Below are 16,913 nucleotides of genomic sequence, written 5' to 3' on the forward strand. Positions count from 1 at the left end.
GAGGGCTTCCTGCGTTGATCCTTGGTTAGCCAGGTATACCGGGCCTGGCGGAGGCCAGAGCTTCCCTGGCAATCACCAGTTCTTCGTTGGTGGGAATGACCAGAACACGGAAGCGGCTGTCTGCGCCCTCGATCTGGCCATCGCTGATGCTGCCGTGATGGTTATTCAACTCGTCGTCAATGGTGAATCCGAACAGGCTCAGGTGCGCCAGTGTTTTTTCTCGCACCAGGCTGCTGTTTTCGCCAATGCCACCGGTGAAAACAAGAGCGTCGAGGCGGTTCAGGGAGGCCATCATGGCGCCTATATAGCGGGCGAGCCGGAAGCAGAAAACGTCAATGGCTGTCTGCGATGGTTCATGGCCGTGATCGGCCAGCTCGCACAGTGAGCGCATGTCGTTGGTCTGGCCCGACAGCCCCAGCAGGCCGCTTTCGTTATTAAGAAGGCGGTGAACCTCCCGGGAGTCCACACCCTTCTGGGCAAGGAAATCAAACAGGCCCGGGTCCACATCACCACTGCGAGTGCCCATTACAAGACCTTCCAGCGGCGTCAGCCCCATACTGGTATCAACACTGTTACCGTCACGAATGGCGGTAATGCTGCAGCCATTGCCCAGGTGGGCCGAAATAATGGAGGTAGTGGCGGGTGTTTTGCCCAGAATCCGGGCGGCTTCATTCGCCATAAACTGATGGCTGGTGCCGTGGAAGCCGTAACGCCGAACGCCCCAGTCTTTGTATAACCGCAGCGGAACCGCATAAAGATAGGCTTTGCGGGGCAGGGTCTGGTGGAAGGCGGTATCGAATACGGCCACCTGGGGTGTGCTCGGGAAAAGGGCCGTAGTCGCCTCGATTCCCGTCAGGTTAACGGGGTTGTGGAGCGGTGCCAGGCTTGCACAGTCTTTGATGGCGTCCAGTACGTCTTCATTGATGAGCGCGGCTTCGCGAAAGGTTTCGCCGCCATGGACAACGCGGTGCCCGATGGCCGCAGGTGCGTCATCCAGCAGTCCACTGTCCTGCAACACGGTCACCAGAGCGTTCAGCGCGTCCTGGTGGCCGGCACCGGCTGGGAGCTCAATCCGTTCGGGGCGGCCTTTCACCGTGGCGAAGCCATCGTCTTTGCCGAGCCGTTCAGCGAGACCGCTGGCTAACTTGTTCAGCTGTCCGTCAAACAGGGCAATTTTGAGCGACGAACTGCCACAATTGACGACAAGTATCGTTCCTTCCATGATCCATCCGTTTTAATCAGTGGCTTTTCAGCGGACGCGATGGTTGGTTCTGAGCCAATCCCGGAATTCACCTTCCGGCAAGGGGCGGCTGTAGAAGTAGCCCTGGGAGAAGTCGCAGCCCTCCCGCTGGAGGAAGTGGGTCTGTGCCTCCTCCTCGACGCCTTCGGCAATCACCCTCAGGCCAAGGCTGTGGGCCATATTGATGATGGCTTTGACGAGGGCCGCATCGTCCTGCTCTTTCATGACATCCTGAACAAAGGATTTGTCTATTTTCAGGGTATCAAAGGGATAGCTCTTCAGGTAGCTGAGCGCAGAATAGCCGGTACCAAAATCATCCACTGAGAGACGGATGCCGGACTGGTCGAGCTGTCGCAGTATATCGGCTGTTTCGATGGTGTTGTCCAGAATCAGGCGTTCTGTAATCTCCAGTTCCAGTTGCTGGGGCTCCAGCCCGCTGCTGTCCAGAGCATTCATCACGGCATAGATAAAACCTGGATCCCTGAACTGGCGGGGAGAAACGTTCACCGATATGCCGATGCTGGTGCCGGTGGACTCTTTCCAGCGCATGGCTGCCAGGCAGGCTTCCTGCAGTACCCATTCGCCGATGGGTGTAATCAGACCGGTTTCTTCCGCCAGGGGGATAAAACGGTCCGGCATGACCATTCCCAGGCCAGGGCTGTTCCAGCGCAGAAGTGCCTCCGCCGAGCAGAGTTCGCCGGAATCGGTACGAACGATTGGCTGGTAGTAGAGTTCGAATTCGTTCTGTTCCAGCGCACGACGCATCAGCGATTCCATCTGCAACCGCTCGTGAGACACTTCGGTCATCTCCGGGGCAAAGTGTGCGTAGGCGCTCTTGCCCTTGTGCTTGGCCTGGTACATGGCGGCATCGGCATGCTGAAGCAGGGTGCCGCTGTTGTCTGAGTCATTGGGGAAGATGGCGATGCCAATACTGGTGGTAACAAAGACTTCCTGTCCGTTGAGCAGGTAGGGAGGGGCGAACGTCTTGAGGATACGCTCTGCTACCTGAGAGGTGGCTTCAGGCCCGGTCAGGCCTGGCAGTATCACCAGGAATTCGTCGCCGCCGAGTCTGGCAACGGTGCTGGTGCCGCGCAGGCAGCTTGAGATACGGCGGGCTGCTTCAATCAACAGGTTATCGCCGGCGTCGTGTCCGAGGGTGTCGTTGATATGTTTGAAGTTGTCCAGATCAAGAAACATGACGCCGACGAGTGAGCTTTCCCGTCGTGCCTGTGCCAGCGCCAGCTTGAGGCGGTCAAGCGCCAGCATGCGGTTCGGAAGCCCGGTGAGGATGTCGTAGTTTGCCTGCCGCAGGAGCTGTTGTTCGTAGCGTTTGCGGATGCTGATGTCCTCGCCGAGGATAAGGTACCCGGTTGCCTCTGATTTGGAATTCTTGATGGGAGTGACGATCAGTTGTTCCCAGAAGCGTTCACCGTTCCTGCGAACGCTGTTTATCTCACCCTGCCAGACGCCGACACGCTGAACCTGGAGGCGGATCGATTGCCACAGCTGCCGGTTCTCGCGATGGGCGTGGGCCTCCTCGGAAAGCACGCCGGGGTGTTTGCCGATGATGGCTTCGGCATCATAACCGGTAAGCTGAGTGAACTTCTGGTTCGCAAACTCAATGCGCCACTGGCGGTCGCAAATGAGCACTGACGATGGGCTTTGCTCAATGGCCTTGGAGAATTTGCGGATTTCCTCGGCATCCCGCTCCTGGCGCTCAAGGTCGTCGTTGAGACGTTCCCGCATCTGGTTAATGGCGTCGGTGACCTGGGCGAGCTCGTCGTGACGGTTCAACGACGTATCCGGTCGGTCCAGTTGCAGGGGCCGGGAGAGATTATTGAGAGAGAAATTGCGGGCGTAGTTGGCCATGGTGCTGAGGTGCCGGGTTACAAAGTACTGGAATATCCAGATGATGAGTATCGACACAAAGAAGGTTTTGAAAAACTGGGTCGTCAGTACGACGACAACCTTTCGCCGCATGTCGGAATACACCCGTCTGAGATCGGCAGTAACGGTGAGTTGCCCGAGGGTGAACATGTCATCGCCCTGATGGGTCAGGTCGAAGGTATGCGTGGTGGTTGTTGCCTCACGGGGGATATCACCCATGACCAGTTCCGAGTCCGGTTCGATCTTCAGCCGCAGATGAACGATGTCCGGAAGGCTGAGTATGCCTTCAAGCTGGGTTTGCAGCAGTTTCTGGTCCAGCGCCCAGAGGCTTCGGGCAAGGCTGGAGGTATAACCGGTTTCAATCACCTTCATCCGCCGGTCAATCTGGGACAGGTCCTTGCGATAGTCGGAATAGATCTGGGCCGCTGAAGAAATCAGCGTGAACAGGGAACTGAAGAGCAGGATGTACGCAAGCAGCCGGAAGGACAGCGGGGACCCGGTTCTAAATCGTTGCAGGCGAGTCAAAAGTTTCTGCATGTCCTATACTTCGGCCGCCCTCGGGAGGTTTGGTTACGAATGGTCAGGCTATGTTCACAGGACTATAGCAGTAGTTTCTCGCAAATGCCTTGCAAATACAGGAAAAATCGGGAGAAATGTGTCGCGGTTCAGGGTTTTGGCAACCTTGCCGACGATGGTGCCATTGACTCAGATCAATATGCTGTCGGGGAGGCGAGCGTAATCTGGGCGCAGTTAATCAGGATCGTCCGGAGGATGTGGCTATGTATACCGATGCAGTTGTTATTGCAGGCATTGTAACCGTTTTACTGATGGTTGGATTTTTTGTCGGTGTGGGGATTTTTGTATTCAAGGATTCAAAGCATCAGCTCGGAGACCATGGCAGGCACTCTGAAGCACCAACGCAGAAAGCTCACAAGCAGTAACGGGCAAGAGAAGAAATTGGCGTCCCCTAGGGGGTTCGAACCCCTGTTGCCGCCGTGAAAGGGCGGAGTCCTAGGCCACTAGACGAAGGGGACGCATCGCTTCAAAACCTTGCCTCGTCGAGGTGGCGCGTATATTAAGTAAGGAGTTGCGGGCTGTCAAACAGTTTTCTGAAAAAACCTTCAGTATCTCGTCGCATCGGCAAGGGCGGGGGTGAGATCAGGAAACCGGAACCGGAATCCCTCGGCTTCGAGGCGTTCGGGAATCGCCATTTGCCCTGTCAGTAGCAACCGGGACATTTCACCCAGTACGATTTTCAGTACGGGTGCCGGGGCCGGAAAGATGGCGGGCCGGCCAAGAACGCCGGCGAGGCACCGGGTGAACTGCCGGTTGGTTACAGGGTTAGGGCTGACCACATTGTAGGCGCCACTGGCAGTGTCGGTCTCCATCATCCATATCAGGGCCGCGACCACATCGTCACGATGTATCCAGGGCATGTATTGCTCACCGTTGCCCAGTCGACCTCCGAGCCCCAGCTTGAATGGCAGCAACATTCGTTGCAGAAAACCACCTCCGGGCCCCGCGACTATGCCTGTGCGGGACAGGCACACCCGCACTCCCGTGGGGTCGAGCCTGAGAGCGGCCTGTTCCCAGTCACTGCACATACGATGGGTGAATTCATCGTGGGGCGGGGTGTCTTCAGTGACCCGGTGACTGCCCTGATCACCGTAAAACCCGACAGCCGAGCCGGATACCAGAACGGCGGGAAGCGTTTTCCAGCTCCTTATGACATCCACAAGCTGGTTGGTAAGGGCAATACGGCTGTCCATGAGTTCCTGCTTGCGTGCTTCGGACCATCGTTTGTCCGCAATGCCCTCCCCGGCAAGGTTGATCACTGCATCGAAACCTTCAGCGCCGCGGAGCTGGTTCAGATCGTTTAACGGCTCCACGCGGCCGCACACCGCCTGGACATTGTGGGCTGGCTGCCGGCTCAGAACGGTGAGGCTGTGCCCGTCAGCAATAAGCTTCTGGCACAATACCTGGCCAATAAAGCCGGTGCCGCCGGTGATCAGAATCCGTTTTTCCATGACCATCCGCTCCTTTCTCGAATTGTTACGCAGACTGTTTCTGTCTTTCCAGTTCCTGGTTCACAACATCCCGTATTGCGTGGCCCAACTGCGGGTTTTCCCCGATCGGTGGAGCCAGGGTAATGGTGACATCATGAGTCGCCTGGAGCTCCTCTATCATTCCCGGTACGTCTTTTCTCAGGTGGCGGCCAGCGGCCAGGAACAGCGGAATGATGGTAAATGCACCAATGCCGTCTTTTTTGCCTTCGGAGATAATGGTTTCCAGCGAGGGCTCTGCCAGTTCCATGTAAGCAATGCGGGAGCCGGCTACCGATTCGAGCGTGGGTGTGGCGAGCTTTTCAAAGGTCTGGCACCAGCGCTGGTCACTGCTTCCGTGCGCAAGAAGGATGATTCTGGGGTCGTTATTCATGGTGTCTCCTGATATGACCAAAAGCCTGGTAGTTATCGTAGAGTGTAGCAGCGCCGGCACCAAAGCCGGCCTGTAACAATGCAACAGGGTAAACCATATGTTCGATTGGAAAGAGATTCTGGATTTCTGGTTTGGTGAACTTGATGAACACGGGCTGCCGGACAGCGAACACCGCACTCGCTGGTTTCGCCCTTCCCGCGCCTTTGATCAGGAAATCCGCCGGCGATTCATCTCCATGGTGCTGTTTGCTTCCGAAGACGGGTTACGGCACTGGAGAAGCGTGCCGGGTGGAGCGTTGGCCGAGATTATCCTGCTGGACCAGTTCACCCGCCAGATCCACCGGGGCGGGGCCCTGGCGTTCGATAATGACAAGCTGGCCATCAAGCTGTGCAAGAGCGCGATGCGTAGTGGGCATGACATGGCGTTGCCGGCGGTGCAGCGGGCATTTCTCTATATGCCGCTGCAGCATTCGGAAAAAGTGGAAGACCAGAAGCTTTCTGTGGATTGCTACGAGCAACTGGCCTCTGCCACTGGTGGCATTGCTGGCGACTTCATGGAAAGTTTTCTGCAGTCTGCCAGGGATCACCGCGAGATTATCAGCAGGTTCGGCCGGTTTCCTCACCGGAACAAGGCATTGAAGCGTAGCTCCACCCCGGAAGAGGAAGTCTATCTGGAGTCGGGAAAACGTTTCGGCCAATAGCGTTGGATTGAGGTGCGGAAGGCCGAAGTGCCAATTTCATCAATGTTTCAAGGCCGGGGATACGGCAGAATTTACAAAAACCTACAATAATGCCAGCCCGGGTTGTTTTGCCCCGAGTGCAGCACTCACGGGCCGTCGAAACAAGGAAAACATGTCATGGTACAGGCACAAGTGCCGGAGGTTAGTGCCCGTAGCGAGTTGCCCGAGAACCGTTCGCTTCGTCGGTCCATTCGTTACAGCGGGCGCAAGGCATCCCGAGTAAAAAGCGAGATGCGACGCCTTGAAATTCTGGAGGCAACCCTGCGAATTGCTGCAAGGGACGGCCTTCGCGGCATCAAGCACCGGGCCGTAGCGCGTGAAGCCGACGTGCCGCTGGCAGCTACCACCTACTATTTCCGTGATATCCAGGAGCTGATCAGCGACTCCTTCATGCTTTTCGCCGAGAAGGCGAGGGACAATCTGGACAGCTTTTACGACACCATTCACCTGGTCCTGGATACGATTCCACCGCAAACCCTGCGGCGTGGCGGGTTCCAGCGCCGGGAGCTGGCCTCGCGTCTTTCCGCTATCTCCACAGCCTATCTCTATGAACAGTTCACCAGGCGGCGGGAGCAGGTGCTTGCGGAGCAGGTTTTCCTCATGGAAGCCCTGAGAGACGATCGCCTTGCGGGTCTTGCGCGAAACTACCGGGAGGCATGGACGGCAGGACTGAGGCAGATTCTGGAACGGCTGGACTCGCCATCACCGGGCAGAGATGCGGCGCTGCTGGTGAACGTCACACTGGGTATGGGCTACGATAGCCTGCTCAACGGCAGAGCGGTGGACTATGCTGCGCTGTCTGAAACGGTCGGGAAGGTTATCGAGCTGGTTCTGGCTTGCCCAACAGAAAACTGAGAAATCGGTCGACAAAAACAGTTGACGGGAAAGGATGAATCCGTAGAATACGCGTCCGTTGATCAAGCGGGAATAGCTCAGTTGGTAGAGCACAACCTTGCCAAGGTTGGGGTCGCGAGTTCGAATCTCGTTTCCCGCTCCAATTAACGATCAGCAGAGATTTCCAGCCCCTCTGCCACCCCATCCAGCCCCCTCTGTAGTACCATTCTGGAGCATCAATCAGAGCCCGAACGGGAAGGTTTCCGGCATTCCTGGTTCTGCTTCCGATACCAGGGCGTCAACCGCCCGGGTTTCATCAAACCAGATATATTCGTCAAACTGCCGTGATAAGGATGCGTTGAAATAGTGGCTCGCCATCTCTGTTTCCGGGCGATAGATCACACCGATGGCACGTTCAAGTCTGGGCGGGCGCAATTGCTTGACCAGATCTTTACTGCCATGGCGCAACGGCAGGAAAAAGGCATTCAGTCCCGTGTCGTGACACAAGCGCTCGATACTGTCAGGCACTGACGGTACGATGTTCTTGATTTCCATGGGTGCCCCCCAGTCAGACGCTGCTGCCACCGTGCCCTGATGCGTGCCGAATCCGATCAGATAGGCGCTGTCCCCGAAATGCCGGCGACACAGAGAGCCAACGTTGATCTCGCCGCGATTGCCCATTTCCGTAGCTTCTGCATTGCCCAGGTGAGAATTGTGTGCCCAGACAACGGCTTTGCTGCCAGGGCCATGGAAGTCAAGCAGATGCTCCAGCGTTTCGAACATGTGCTGATCGCGCAGATTCCAGGATTTCACCGAGCCCTCGTACATCGAGCGGTAATACCGTTCTGCATCCTTCACCAGCCGCGCATTGGCGATTGCGTCGAGGAATTTGCGGCCATCGTGAATCGAATACTCCAGCCGCTTCTGCATCAGCATGTGCAGCATGGACACGACGTCCTGTTCACAGCTTTCGTGTTTCGTGGTGAGCGCCATTCGGCCATAGGTTATCGGGTCCCTTTCCCAGGGTGTCAGGCAACCATAACGCCGGCGGGCGATGTCGGCTGTGTCCTCGTCCACCTGTTCCAGGTATCCGATAATGGCATTGATTGATGAGTAAAGACTGTAAAGGTCCAGGCCATAGAACCCTGCTGCCTTATCCTCGCTGCCCGCCTGGCGGTTGTGGCCGCGTAGCCATTGCACAAACTCCAGCACCTGCCGGTTTGCCCACATCCAGGTGGGGAAGCGCTTGAAAGTGGGCTCTTGTGTTGGCTCGGTGCGGGTTTCACGAACAAAATGATCCACCTGTGCGGCATCAGGCCAGTCCGCCTCCACGGCAACAAACTGGAATCCTTTTTTCTCTATCAGTTCCCGGGTAATACGTGCCCGCATGTCGTAGAACTCGGCGGTGCCATGGGTGGCTTCTCCCAATAAGACCAGCCGCGAATGCCCGATTCTTGCCATCAGGCCCTCAAGATCAACGGTCGCTATCGAGGGAATGTGGATCGCTTCTTTTCTGATCTGCTCAGGAAGTGGGGTCACTCGGCCAGCTTCGGTGCGGGGAGGCGCAGTCACCGTGCCTTCCCTGTCTCGCCACCCCTCTTTGCCGATCAAGGGAACAAATCGGACACCACCAAGGTCTTCAGTCTCTGTTTCATCATCGCTGACACGGGTAATGCGCAGGAGTTTCTGCTGGTGGAGACTGGAGCCGGCCGGAATGACAAGGCGCCCGCCGATGGTCAGCTGCCTGACAAGGGATTGTGGAACATTTGGCGCTCCGGCAGTTACAACAATGGCATTAAACGGAGCATGCTCGGGCCAGCCGAGGGTTCCATCGCCGCAAAGGACCGTCACGTTGTCATAACCCAGCGTGGCCAGACGTTCCCGGGCCAGTTTGGCGAGCACCTGGTGCCGCTCAACCGTATAAACCTGTTTCACAATTCTGGACAGAACAGCCGCTGCGTAGCCGGACCCGCTCCCGATCTCCAGCACCGTATCCTCCGGCTCGAGCTTCATCGCCTCTGTCATCAGGGCAACGATATAGGGCTGGGAAATGGTCTGGCCCTCTTCAATCGGCAAGGGATTGTCGTCATAGGCAAAATCGGCCTGATGGAGGCCGACAAATGCCTCCCGCGGGACAGTTTCCATGGCTTCCAGCACCCGCTTATCCTTGATGCCCCTTCTCGCCAGTGTCTCGAGGAATATCTGTTTCGCTGTGTGTAGATGGAGTTCCCTGGTCATGTTGCCTTCCCCCCCTGCAGCGTTAGCGCACGGTTCTCGGGTATACTCGTTGACCATATTATTGCATTTAACCAGTTTCCGGGAGCCCCCCATGCAAGTCCATTCATTGTATGTCTATCCGGTTAAATCCCTTGCCGGTATTCAGGTTTCTTCGTTTCGTATGGATGATTTTGGTCCTGTCTGTGACCGGCGCTGGATGATTGTTGATGCTGACCGGCAATTCGTCACCCAGCGTAGTAATCCTGAACTTGCCAGGATCGGGACTCGGCTGGAAGAGGGCAGGGTGATGGTCGATATTCCGGGTGAGGGGGAGTTTTCACTGGTTGCCGGAAGCGAGGAATGTCACGTCAGAGTCTGGCGGGACTGGACCAAAGCGGTATACGGTGGCAATGAGGCTTCCGACGCACTGTCCCGCTATTGTGGCGAAACCTTCCGGTTTGTGTTCATGCCCGATGAAACCTTTCGCCGCGTTGATGCCAGCCGGGTTACCGAGTATCGTCGTGTCAGTTTTGCTGACGGCTTTCCATTGCTGATTACCAACCTTGCCTCCCTGGAAGAGCTGAATTCCCGCCTGCAGACGGCCGTGGAAATGCGTCGCTTCAGGCCCAATATTGTGGTTGAGGGGGCCGCTCCCTGGGAGGAAGACGAATGGAAGGCCCTGTCTGTCAACAATATTGTGTTCAGCCTGGTCAAACCCTGTTCACGCTGTGTCATGACCACTGTCGATCCTGACCGTGGCGTGAAAGCACCGGACCTGCAGCCTCTCAGGGAGCTTGGAACCTACCGGCGAACCGCTGATGGTGTGATTTTCGGAATGAATGCCGTTCATGAATCCGCGGGGGAGATCCGGGTGGGAAGCCCTGTCACTTTCGCAACAACTGTAACCACGGAGAATCAATAACGTGCCACTGTTAACGCTGGATGCTATATCCCTTGCTTTTGGCATGCAGCCATTGCTTGACCAGGCCTCCATGACCATGGAGCCCGGAGAACGCGTGTGTCTCCTCGGACGAAACGGGGAGGGGAAATCCACCTTGCTGAAAATCGTCACCGGCGAGGTGGTGCCGGACGGGGGTATTGTGAGACTGGAAGACGGCGCCAAGCTGTCGGTGCTGCCCCAGAATCTGCCGGTCAACGATACGCGGACTGCTTATGAAGCCGTATCCGGCGCGTTTCCCGAAACCGGCGATTTGCTGGCCGAATTCCACAAATTAACGCAGAACGCGGATGAGGCAAGCCTGGACCGTATGATGAAGGTTCAGGAGCGCCTGGAGGCCCTCGACGGCTGGCGCCTTGACCAGAAGGTAGGGGCCATTCTTGCCCAGTACGGTATTGACCCGGACCAGACGTTGAATACGCTTTCCGGTGGTTGGCAGCGGCGTGTGCTGCTGGCCCGTGCACTGGTTACAGAGCCCGATGTGTTGCTGCTGGATGAGCCTACCAACCACCTGGATGTGCCTGCCATTGCCTGGCTGGAAGAGGCTCTGGCCCAGTTCCGGGGCGCGATACTGTTTGTCAGCCACGACCGGGCCTTTATCCGCAGGATGGCAACGAGAATTGTGGAACTGGACCGGGGTCACCTGGTGAGTTTTGCCGCTACCTATGACCGCTACCTGGATCTCAAGGAAAAAGCGCTGGAAGAGGAAGAGCGTCAGAATGCGTTGTTCGACAAGCGCCTGAAGCAGGAGGAAGCCTGGATACGCCAGGGCATCAAGGCCCGCCGGACCCGCAATATGGGCCGGGTGAGGGCGCTCAAGGCCATGCGCGAGGAGCGTATGCAGCGGCGCGAACGCGGTGGTACTGCCAGTTTCTCGGTGGAGGATGCAGCCCGTTCCGGCAAGCTGGTGGTAGAAGCCACTGAGGCAGGGTTTTCCTACCCGGACGGCACTCCGGTTATCCGGGATATGAATATGACCGTCCTCAGGGGCGACAAGATCGGCCTGGTTGGCGAGAACGGAACCGGCAAAACCACATTGGTCCGACTGCTGTTGGGAGATCTCAAACCCACTGAAGGCCGTATCCGGTTGGGCACCAATCTTCAGGTAGCCTATTTCGACCAGCTACGCGGAGAACTGGACCTGGAGCGTAACGCCCTGGATAACCTGTCTGAGGGTCGTGAGTTCATTGAAATCAACGGCCAGAGCAAACATGTTCTGGGTTATTTGCAGGAATTTCTGTTCAGCCCGGAACGCGCACGCTCCCCCGTGCGTGTATTCTCTGGTGGTGAACGGGCCAGGTTGCTGCTGGCCAAACTGTTCAGCAAGCCAGCCAACATTCTGGTGCTGGATGAGCCAACCAACGACCTGGACGTAGAAACCCTGGAGCTGCTGGAATCCAGGCTGGTCGAGTTTGCCGGTACTGTGGTGGTGATCAGTCACGACCGGGAGTTTCTCGACAATGTGGCAACCGACACCGTATTTCTGGACGGCTCTGGTAAGGTAGCGGAGTTCGTTGGTGGTTATACTGACTGGCGAAGACAGGGGGGGCGATTTCCCTCGGAAGGCGGGAATCGGAAGGCCTCCAGGCCGCCGATGAACGACAGGCCAACCGCACCTCCGGAGCCCGTATCGTCGGGAGCCGAAACGACAAAAGCAAAACCCGCAAAGCTCAGCTACAAGCTCAAGCTGGAGTTGGAGCAGTTGCCGGGCCAGATTGAAAAACTGGAGCGTGAGCTGGAAGATCTGCGGCAGAAGATTTCGGACCCGGAGTTCTACTCCGGCCCGGCGGATGACGTATCCGCGACACTTGCAGATTTAGGTGACAGGGAAGCTCGCCTGGAAAAAGTAATCGAGCGGTGGATGGAGCTGGAGGAACAGGCGAATCAATGAACGTAACGTATCAATTCAGGTTTGAAGATAATCGGTCCGTGGATTTCAAGGTAACGGACCAACCGGCAGAAGCAAAAGGCAACTTGCCTGCGTGGACAAAACTGGAACATTGCCAGTGCTCGAACTGTCCCCTGAAAGCGTCGGAATCTCCGCAATGCCCTGCCGCTGTGGAGATATTGCCGGTGGTGAACCAGTTTCAGGCTGAAGATGCCTATCAGAAAGTGGATGTCATCGTTACCGACGACCGCAGAACCTATTCCAAGTCAACAACCCTTGAGGAGGCGTTGCGTTCCCTGCTGGGGCTCAAGATGGCCACCAGCGGCTGCCCGGTGTTGTCCGAGCTGAAATCCATGGCCGTACACCATCTGCCGTTTGCCAGTAATGACGAGTTCATTATGCGAAGCGTTTCCCATTACCTGCTGCAGCAGTACCTGGCGAAACGTAATCATCAGGAGCCGGACTGGGATCTGAAAGGGCTGGTAGAGAGAAATCAGCGGCTGCAACTGGTCAATCAGGCTCTGTGGCAGCGCATCCATTCTGTCTGCAAGGGCGACAGCAATCTCAAGGCGCTGCTGAACTTCTTCTCAATGGCGTCCAGTGTGAGCTTTTCCCTGGAAAGCCAGCTTCGCAAGCTGGAAGCAAAAATGCGGGGAGATGGCGCTGCCTGAGGCGCCATCCCGCAGTGCCGGATGGCTCTATTGAATCCGGACGGCCAGTACGTCGCACACGGTACCGTGCAGCACGCCATTGGCCGTCGAGCCCAGAAGCAACTGAAAACCTTTGCGTCCGTGACTTCCCACGATGACCAGGTCGGCATTCTGTTCTTTTGACAGCCGGTGGATTTCGGACTCCGGACGGCCAACGGTCACCACCTGGTTCTCTTTCGACACCCCGTATTGCTCACCATATTTGGCAAGCTGATCTTTCGCCGCCTTGTCCAGCTGATCCTGGAGTTCGGTGAGATCCATGGGGATGTCACCGCCATAAGCGTAGCCCACTGGCTCTACCACGTGCACCAGCATGAGTTGTGCACCAAGGGCCTTGCTGACCTCCACGGCCTTATCGAGAACCTGCGGGGCCTCTTCGGTCAGATCAATGGCCACCAGAATTTTTTGATAGATTGACATCGCATCGCTCCTTCGCGGATGAAGTCTGAATCGGGGCTTGTCCAGAATTACTGTACCTGAAAAGTGTAAACCAATACTGACAGGTATCAAAAATAGTCGATAGGTTTGATGGTAAAGGAAGGGCCAGGGCGCTGTATTGCCCTGGCTAAAGGCTGATCAGGCGGCCGTTTCCTGTAACAGGCCAATGGTTGTTTCCAGGCTCCTGAGAATTCCTTTGGAATAACGGTCTATCACAAACGCGACGTTATTGTCGTTGTAGTTGATGTAGGAGCCACGGATAAATTCCCACTTCGATGTCAGGTCATTCAGAGTGGTTTTCAGCTGCCCCTGAGAGTCGCCTTCCGTAACCTGCGAAAGCAGTGTATCGAACAGGCGTGCCTGCTCGTCCAGAGGGATATCGTTGGAGGAGCCCTGGAACGTCTGGCCCGCTGACGAGTGTGTGCGCGCTGAATACTTCGCCATCATCTGGGCCATGGTGACCGCGGCAGAACGGGCGGCCTCGATACGGCTGTTGATTTCGGTCTCTGAGCTTTCCTGCGCAACCGCGTACATTTCGGAAGCTACCTGGTTCATCAGCAAAGCCTGGTTCGCCATATCAGATACCAGACGCAGGTCCGGGTAACCGGTATTGCGCACGTCGTTAATATTGCTGCGCATCAGGTCCTTGAACTTGTCGAATTCCACGTTCAGGCTTTCAACCTGCTCCCCGGAGAGTACGCCGGCGGTGCTGTCGGCAACGGAATTCATGGATTCGTTGGCCTCGTTGATGGCGGCCACAATCTCGTTCAGTGTTTCGGTATCGCCCGTGGCACTGAACCGGTAATAGGCATCCAGTGCCACGTAATTGCTGACGCGGAAGTTGTGAAGATCGGAAAGAAAGCCGTTTCCTTGCTCCTGGGCGCGAACAGTAAAGGAAGCAATCAACAACAGGATAAGAGCTGTTACAAGTGAGCGTACCCGCAGGCGAGCGTCTTTCATCGGATGAGTCTCCGTAAGGCTACTTTATTATTGTGGACTAAAGTCGTAATCCGAAGGTAAAGTAACTGGGCCGGCCAATCAAGCTGTTTTGAGGGGCTTAACGGGGGCAAATGTAAACAAGTTTGAAATATACGTGATATAGCTCCTGTTCCGCTTCAATAACGCTGACTACCTGCTTGATAAACAACAATTCCATTCGCCTCCAAATGCCGTTCGGTTGTTCGTTCGGGGGCTGGCCGGGTTGATTCTTCCAGAAACAAATTGACAAACGATTCGTTTTTTTTCATCGTGTCACCCCACGATTCAAACGACTGTATGAATTATTGGATCGGTTGATCGGGGTAGTAACAGGAAATAGTGACCGAAATCTCGCTGCATCAGCGTCCGCTTTGCGAGCGCTTGTGTGGCTGTTACAGCAGTTCCAAACACAGACTGGAGATCAGTTGATGATTTACGAAGGTAAAGCCATCACGGTTAAAGAGATCGAAGGCGGGATCGCTCAGTTGAACTTTGACTTGCAGGGCGAGTCAGTGAACAAGTTCAACCGTCTGACGATTGAAGAGCTCCGCGCCGCGACTGACAAGCTGGAAGCGAAAAAGGGCCTTAAGGGTCTGGTCGTTACCAGCTCCAAGGACAGCTTTATTGTTGGCGCCGACATTACCGAGTTCACTGACCTGTTTGCAGGGTCGGAAGAAGACCTGGTTGCCAACAACCTGAAGGCCAACGAAGCATTCAGTGCCATTGAAGACCTGCCTTTCCCCACGGTTACCGCTATCAACGGTATGGCTCTGGGCGGCGGCTTTGAAATGTGTCTGGCCACCGATTACCGGGTTATGGACAAGAAGGCCAAGGTTGGTCTTCCGGAAGTGAAGCTGGGTATATTCCCGGGCTTCGGCGGTACCGTTCGGCTGTCCCGTCTGGTGGGTGTTGATTACGCGGTTGAATGGATCTGCGGTGGTACCGAGAACCGTGCTGACAAAGCGCTGAAAATCGGTGCCGTGGATGCCGTGCTGGAAGGTGAAAAGCTGGTTGAAGCCGCCATCGGCATCATCAACCAGTGCAACGACGGCAAGCTGGATTATCAGGCCCGTCGCGAAGAGAAGAAGGGCAAGATCAAACTGAACGCCATGGAGAGCATGATGGCGTTCGAGATCTCCAAGGCGTTTGTTGCCGGCCAGGCTGGCAAGAACTACCCGGCACCGGTCGAGGCCATCAAGGTGATGCAGAAGCACGCCGGCCTGACCCGTGACAAGGCGATCGAGGTGGAGGCCAAGGGCTTTGCCAAGATGGCCAAGACCAATGTCGCCGCCTGCCTGGTTGGCCTGTTCCTGAACGATCAGGAACTGAAGAAGAAGGCCAAGGCCTGGGAAAAAGAAGCCAACGACGTGAAACTGGCCGCCGTACTGGGCGCCGGTATCATGGGTGGCGGTGTTGCATTCCAGTCCGCCCTGAAGGGCACGCCAATCCTGATGAAGGACATCAACCAGGACGGCATCGCTCTTGGCCTCAAAGAAGCCAAGAAGCTGCTGACCAAGCGCATCGACAAGGGCAAGATGAAGCCCGACCAGATGGCAGATGTTCTGAACAACATCACACCGACCCTGAACTATGGCGACTTCAAGAATGTCGACCTGGTGGTGGAAGCGGTTGTTGAGAACGCGAAAGTCAAGGACGCGGTATTGCGCGAAACCGAGGATTCGGTTCGTGAAGACGCCATCCTGACTTCCAACACCTCAACCATTTCCATCAACAAGCTGGCGGCTAACCTGAAGCGTCCGGAAAACTTCTGCGGCATGCACTTCTTCAACCCGGTGCACATGATGCCGCTGGTAGAAGTTATCCGTGGTGAGAAGACGTCCGACCGTGCGATTGCCACCACTGTTGCCTACGCCAAGGCCATGGGCAAGACCCCGATCGTGGTCAACGACTGCCCGGGCTTCCTGGTAAACCGTGTACTGTTCCCGTACTTCGGCGGTTTCGTGAACCTGGTACGTGACGGCGCTGACTTCCAGCACGTTGACAAGGTCATGGAAAAATTCGGCTGGCCGATGGGTCCGGCTTACCTGCTGGACGTTGTTGGCATGGACACCGGCAAGCACGCCGGCGAAGTGATGGCCGAAGGCTTCCCGGACCGGATGAAGCACGAAGGCACCACCGCCATTGACGTGATGTTCGATAACAACCGTTACGGACAGAAGAACGACAAGGGCTTTTACAAGTACGAACTGGACCGCAAGGGCAAGCAGAAGAAGGTTGTCGACGAAGAGACCTACAAGTTGCTTGAACCGGTTGTTCAGGGTAAGAACGACTTCAGCGACGAGGACATCATCGCCCGCATGATGCTGCCCCTGTGCCTGGAGACCGTTCGCTGCCTGGAAGACGGCATTGTTGAAGACCCGGCAGACGCCGATATGGGCCTGGTCTACGGTATCGGCTTCCCGCCGTTCCGTGGTGGTGCCCTGCGTTATATCGACGACATGGGTGTGGACAAGTTCGTCGAGCTGGCAGACAAGTTTGCAGATCTTGGTGCTTTGTATCACCCGACCGAGAAGCTGCGTGAAATGGCCAAGACTGGTGAAAAGTTCTTTGGCTAACCCTGAACGAGA

14 protein-coding genes and 2 tRNA genes are annotated in these 16,913 nt (G+C 56.3%); 8 read left to right on the forward strand and 8 right to left on the reverse strand.

Annotated features, from left to right (window positions below; all coding sequences use genetic code 11):
• Positions 1 to 25: 25 nt before the first annotated feature.
• A complete protein-coding gene (locus QPL94_RS17205; protein ID WP_285359053.1) occupies positions 26 to 1,222 on the reverse strand; it encodes an acetate/propionate family kinase in 1,197 nt (398 codons plus the stop codon).
• A 27-nt stretch (positions 1,223 to 1,249) separates the two neighbouring features.
• Positions 1,250 to 3,664, reverse strand: a complete 2,415-nt coding sequence (locus tag QPL94_RS17210) for a bifunctional diguanylate cyclase/phosphodiesterase (protein ID WP_285359055.1) — start codon at positions 3,662 to 3,664, stop codon at positions 1,250 to 1,252.
• Between the two features lie 242 nt (positions 3,665 to 3,906).
• Here QPL94_RS17210 and ccoM point away from each other — a divergent pair, with 242 nt between their 5' ends.
• Positions 3,907 to 4,068: a cytochrome c oxidase subunit CcoM gene (gene ccoM, locus QPL94_RS21485; protein ID WP_285359056.1), complete on the forward strand. Its 162-nt coding sequence runs from the start codon at positions 3,907 to 3,909 to the stop codon at positions 4,066 to 4,068.
• 17 nt (positions 4,069 to 4,085) lie between these two features.
• Here ccoM and QPL94_RS17220 read toward each other — a convergent pair.
• The 3 genes from QPL94_RS17220 to QPL94_RS17230 form a co-directional block, all read right to left on the reverse strand.
• Positions 4,086 to 4,161 (reverse strand) — tRNA-Glu (locus QPL94_RS17220).
• A gap of 87 nt (positions 4,162 to 4,248) precedes the next feature.
• Complete coding sequence (locus tag QPL94_RS17225; protein WP_285359058.1) at positions 4,249 to 5,154, reverse strand: TIGR01777 family oxidoreductase; 906 nt, start codon at positions 5,152 to 5,154, stop codon at positions 4,249 to 4,251.
• A 25-nt stretch (positions 5,155 to 5,179) separates the two neighbouring features.
• Positions 5,180 to 5,563 (reverse strand): sirohydrochlorin chelatase, encoded by a 384-nt coding sequence (locus QPL94_RS17230; RefSeq protein ID WP_285359059.1) that lies wholly within the window; start codon positions 5,561 to 5,563, stop codon positions 5,180 to 5,182.
• Between the two features lie 97 nt (positions 5,564 to 5,660).
• Between QPL94_RS17230 and QPL94_RS17235 the strand changes: the two genes are divergently transcribed.
• The 3 genes from QPL94_RS17235 (at position 5,661) to QPL94_RS17245 (ending at position 7,299) form a co-directional block, all read left to right on the forward strand.
• A complete protein-coding gene (locus QPL94_RS17235) occupies positions 5,661 to 6,263 on the forward strand; it encodes a DUF924 family protein (RefSeq protein WP_285359060.1) in 603 nt (200 codons plus the stop codon).
• Positions 6,264 to 6,419: 156 nt separating this feature from the next.
• Complete coding sequence (locus tag QPL94_RS17240; protein ID WP_285359061.1) at positions 6,420 to 7,157, forward strand: TetR/AcrR family transcriptional regulator; 738 nt, start codon at positions 6,420 to 6,422, stop codon at positions 7,155 to 7,157.
• 66 nt (positions 7,158 to 7,223) lie between these two features.
• A tRNA-Gly gene (locus QPL94_RS17245) sits at positions 7,224 to 7,299 on the forward strand.
• Between the two features lie 77 nt (positions 7,300 to 7,376).
• Here the strand turns inward: QPL94_RS17245 and QPL94_RS17250 are convergent.
• On the reverse strand, positions 7,377 to 9,374 hold the full coding sequence (locus QPL94_RS17250) for a protein-L-isoaspartate(D-aspartate) O-methyltransferase (RefSeq protein WP_285359063.1): 1,998 nt from the start codon (positions 9,372 to 9,374) through the stop codon (positions 7,377 to 7,379).
• A 91-nt stretch (positions 9,375 to 9,465) separates the two neighbouring features.
• Between QPL94_RS17250 and QPL94_RS17255 the strand changes: the two genes are divergently transcribed.
• Genes QPL94_RS17255 through QPL94_RS17265 form a run of 3 tightly spaced genes read left to right on the forward strand, consistent with a single transcriptional unit; the run spans position 9,466 to position 12,870 of the window.
• On the forward strand, positions 9,466 to 10,275 hold the full coding sequence (locus QPL94_RS17255; protein ID WP_285359065.1) for an MOSC domain-containing protein: 810 nt from the start codon (positions 9,466 to 9,468) through the stop codon (positions 10,273 to 10,275).
• Position 10,276: 1 nt separating this feature from the next.
• Entirely contained in the window at positions 10,277 to 12,202 is a 1,926-nt protein-coding gene (locus tag QPL94_RS17260; RefSeq protein ID WP_285359067.1) for an ATP-binding cassette domain-containing protein, read from the forward strand.
• Positions 12,199 to 12,870, forward strand: coding sequence for a DUF6901 family protein (locus tag QPL94_RS17265; protein ID WP_285359068.1), 672 nt, complete (start codon positions 12,199 to 12,201; stop codon positions 12,868 to 12,870). The genes QPL94_RS17260 and QPL94_RS17265 overlap by 4 nt, the downstream gene beginning before the upstream one ends.
• Before the next feature lie 27 nt (positions 12,871 to 12,897).
• Here the strand turns inward: QPL94_RS17265 and QPL94_RS17270 are convergent, their stop codons facing one another.
• Together QPL94_RS17270 and QPL94_RS17275 are read right to left on the reverse strand one after the other, a co-directional pair.
• Positions 12,898 to 13,329 (reverse strand): universal stress protein, encoded by a 432-nt coding sequence (locus QPL94_RS17270; RefSeq protein ID WP_285359070.1) that lies wholly within the window; start codon positions 13,327 to 13,329, stop codon positions 12,898 to 12,900.
• Between the two features lie 156 nt (positions 13,330 to 13,485).
• Complete coding sequence (locus tag QPL94_RS17275; RefSeq protein ID WP_285359072.1) at positions 13,486 to 14,307, reverse strand: hypothetical protein; 822 nt, start codon at positions 14,305 to 14,307, stop codon at positions 13,486 to 13,488.
• Positions 14,308 to 14,753: 446 nt separating this feature from the next.
• Here QPL94_RS17275 and fadB point away from each other — a divergent pair, with 446 nt between their 5' ends.
• Positions 14,754 to 16,901 (forward strand): fatty acid oxidation complex subunit alpha FadB, encoded by a 2,148-nt coding sequence (gene fadB, locus QPL94_RS17280; protein ID WP_285359073.1) that lies wholly within the window; start codon positions 14,754 to 14,756, stop codon positions 16,899 to 16,901.
• The last annotated feature ends 12 nt before the right edge of the window (positions 16,902 to 16,913 follow it).

Source organism: Marinobacter sp. SS13-12, from assembly GCF_030227115.1.
Classification (GTDB): domain Bacteria; phylum Pseudomonadota; class Gammaproteobacteria; order Pseudomonadales; family Oleiphilaceae; genus Marinobacter.

Coding starts and splice junctions, on each gene's coding strand:
- QPL94_RS17205 (WP_285359053.1), bottom strand. CDS start 1,222: ATGGAAGGAACGATACTTGTCGTCAATTGTGGCAGTTCGTCGCTCAAA.
- QPL94_RS17210 (WP_285359055.1), bottom strand. CDS start 3,664: ATGCAGAAACTTTTGACTCGCCTGCAACGATTTAGAACCGGGTCCCCG.
- ccoM (WP_285359056.1), top strand. CDS start 3,907: ATGTATACCGATGCAGTTGTTATTGCAGGCATTGTAACCGTTTTACTG.
- QPL94_RS17225 (WP_285359058.1), bottom strand. CDS start 5,154: ATGGAAAAACGGATTCTGATCACCGGCGGCACCGGCTTTATTGGCCAG.
- QPL94_RS17230 (WP_285359059.1), bottom strand. CDS start 5,563: ATGAATAACGACCCCAGAATCATCCTTCTTGCGCACGGAAGCAGTGAC.
- QPL94_RS17235 (WP_285359060.1), top strand. CDS start 5,661: ATGTTCGATTGGAAAGAGATTCTGGATTTCTGGTTTGGTGAACTTGAT.
- QPL94_RS17240 (WP_285359061.1), top strand. CDS start 6,420: ATGGTACAGGCACAAGTGCCGGAGGTTAGTGCCCGTAGCGAGTTGCCC.
- QPL94_RS17250 (WP_285359063.1), bottom strand. CDS start 9,374: ATGACCAGGGAACTCCATCTACACACAGCGAAACAGATATTCCTCGAG.
- QPL94_RS17255 (WP_285359065.1), top strand. CDS start 9,466: ATGCAAGTCCATTCATTGTATGTCTATCCGGTTAAATCCCTTGCCGGT.
- QPL94_RS17265 (WP_285359068.1), top strand. CDS start 12,199: ATGAACGTAACGTATCAATTCAGGTTTGAAGATAATCGGTCCGTGGAT.
- QPL94_RS17270 (WP_285359070.1), bottom strand. CDS start 13,329: ATGTCAATCTATCAAAAAATTCTGGTGGCCATTGATCTGACCGAAGAG.
- QPL94_RS17275 (WP_285359072.1), bottom strand. CDS start 14,307: ATGAAAGACGCTCGCCTGCGGGTACGCTCACTTGTAACAGCTCTTATC.
- fadB (WP_285359073.1), top strand. CDS start 14,754: ATGATTTACGAAGGTAAAGCCATCACGGTTAAAGAGATCGAAGGCGGG.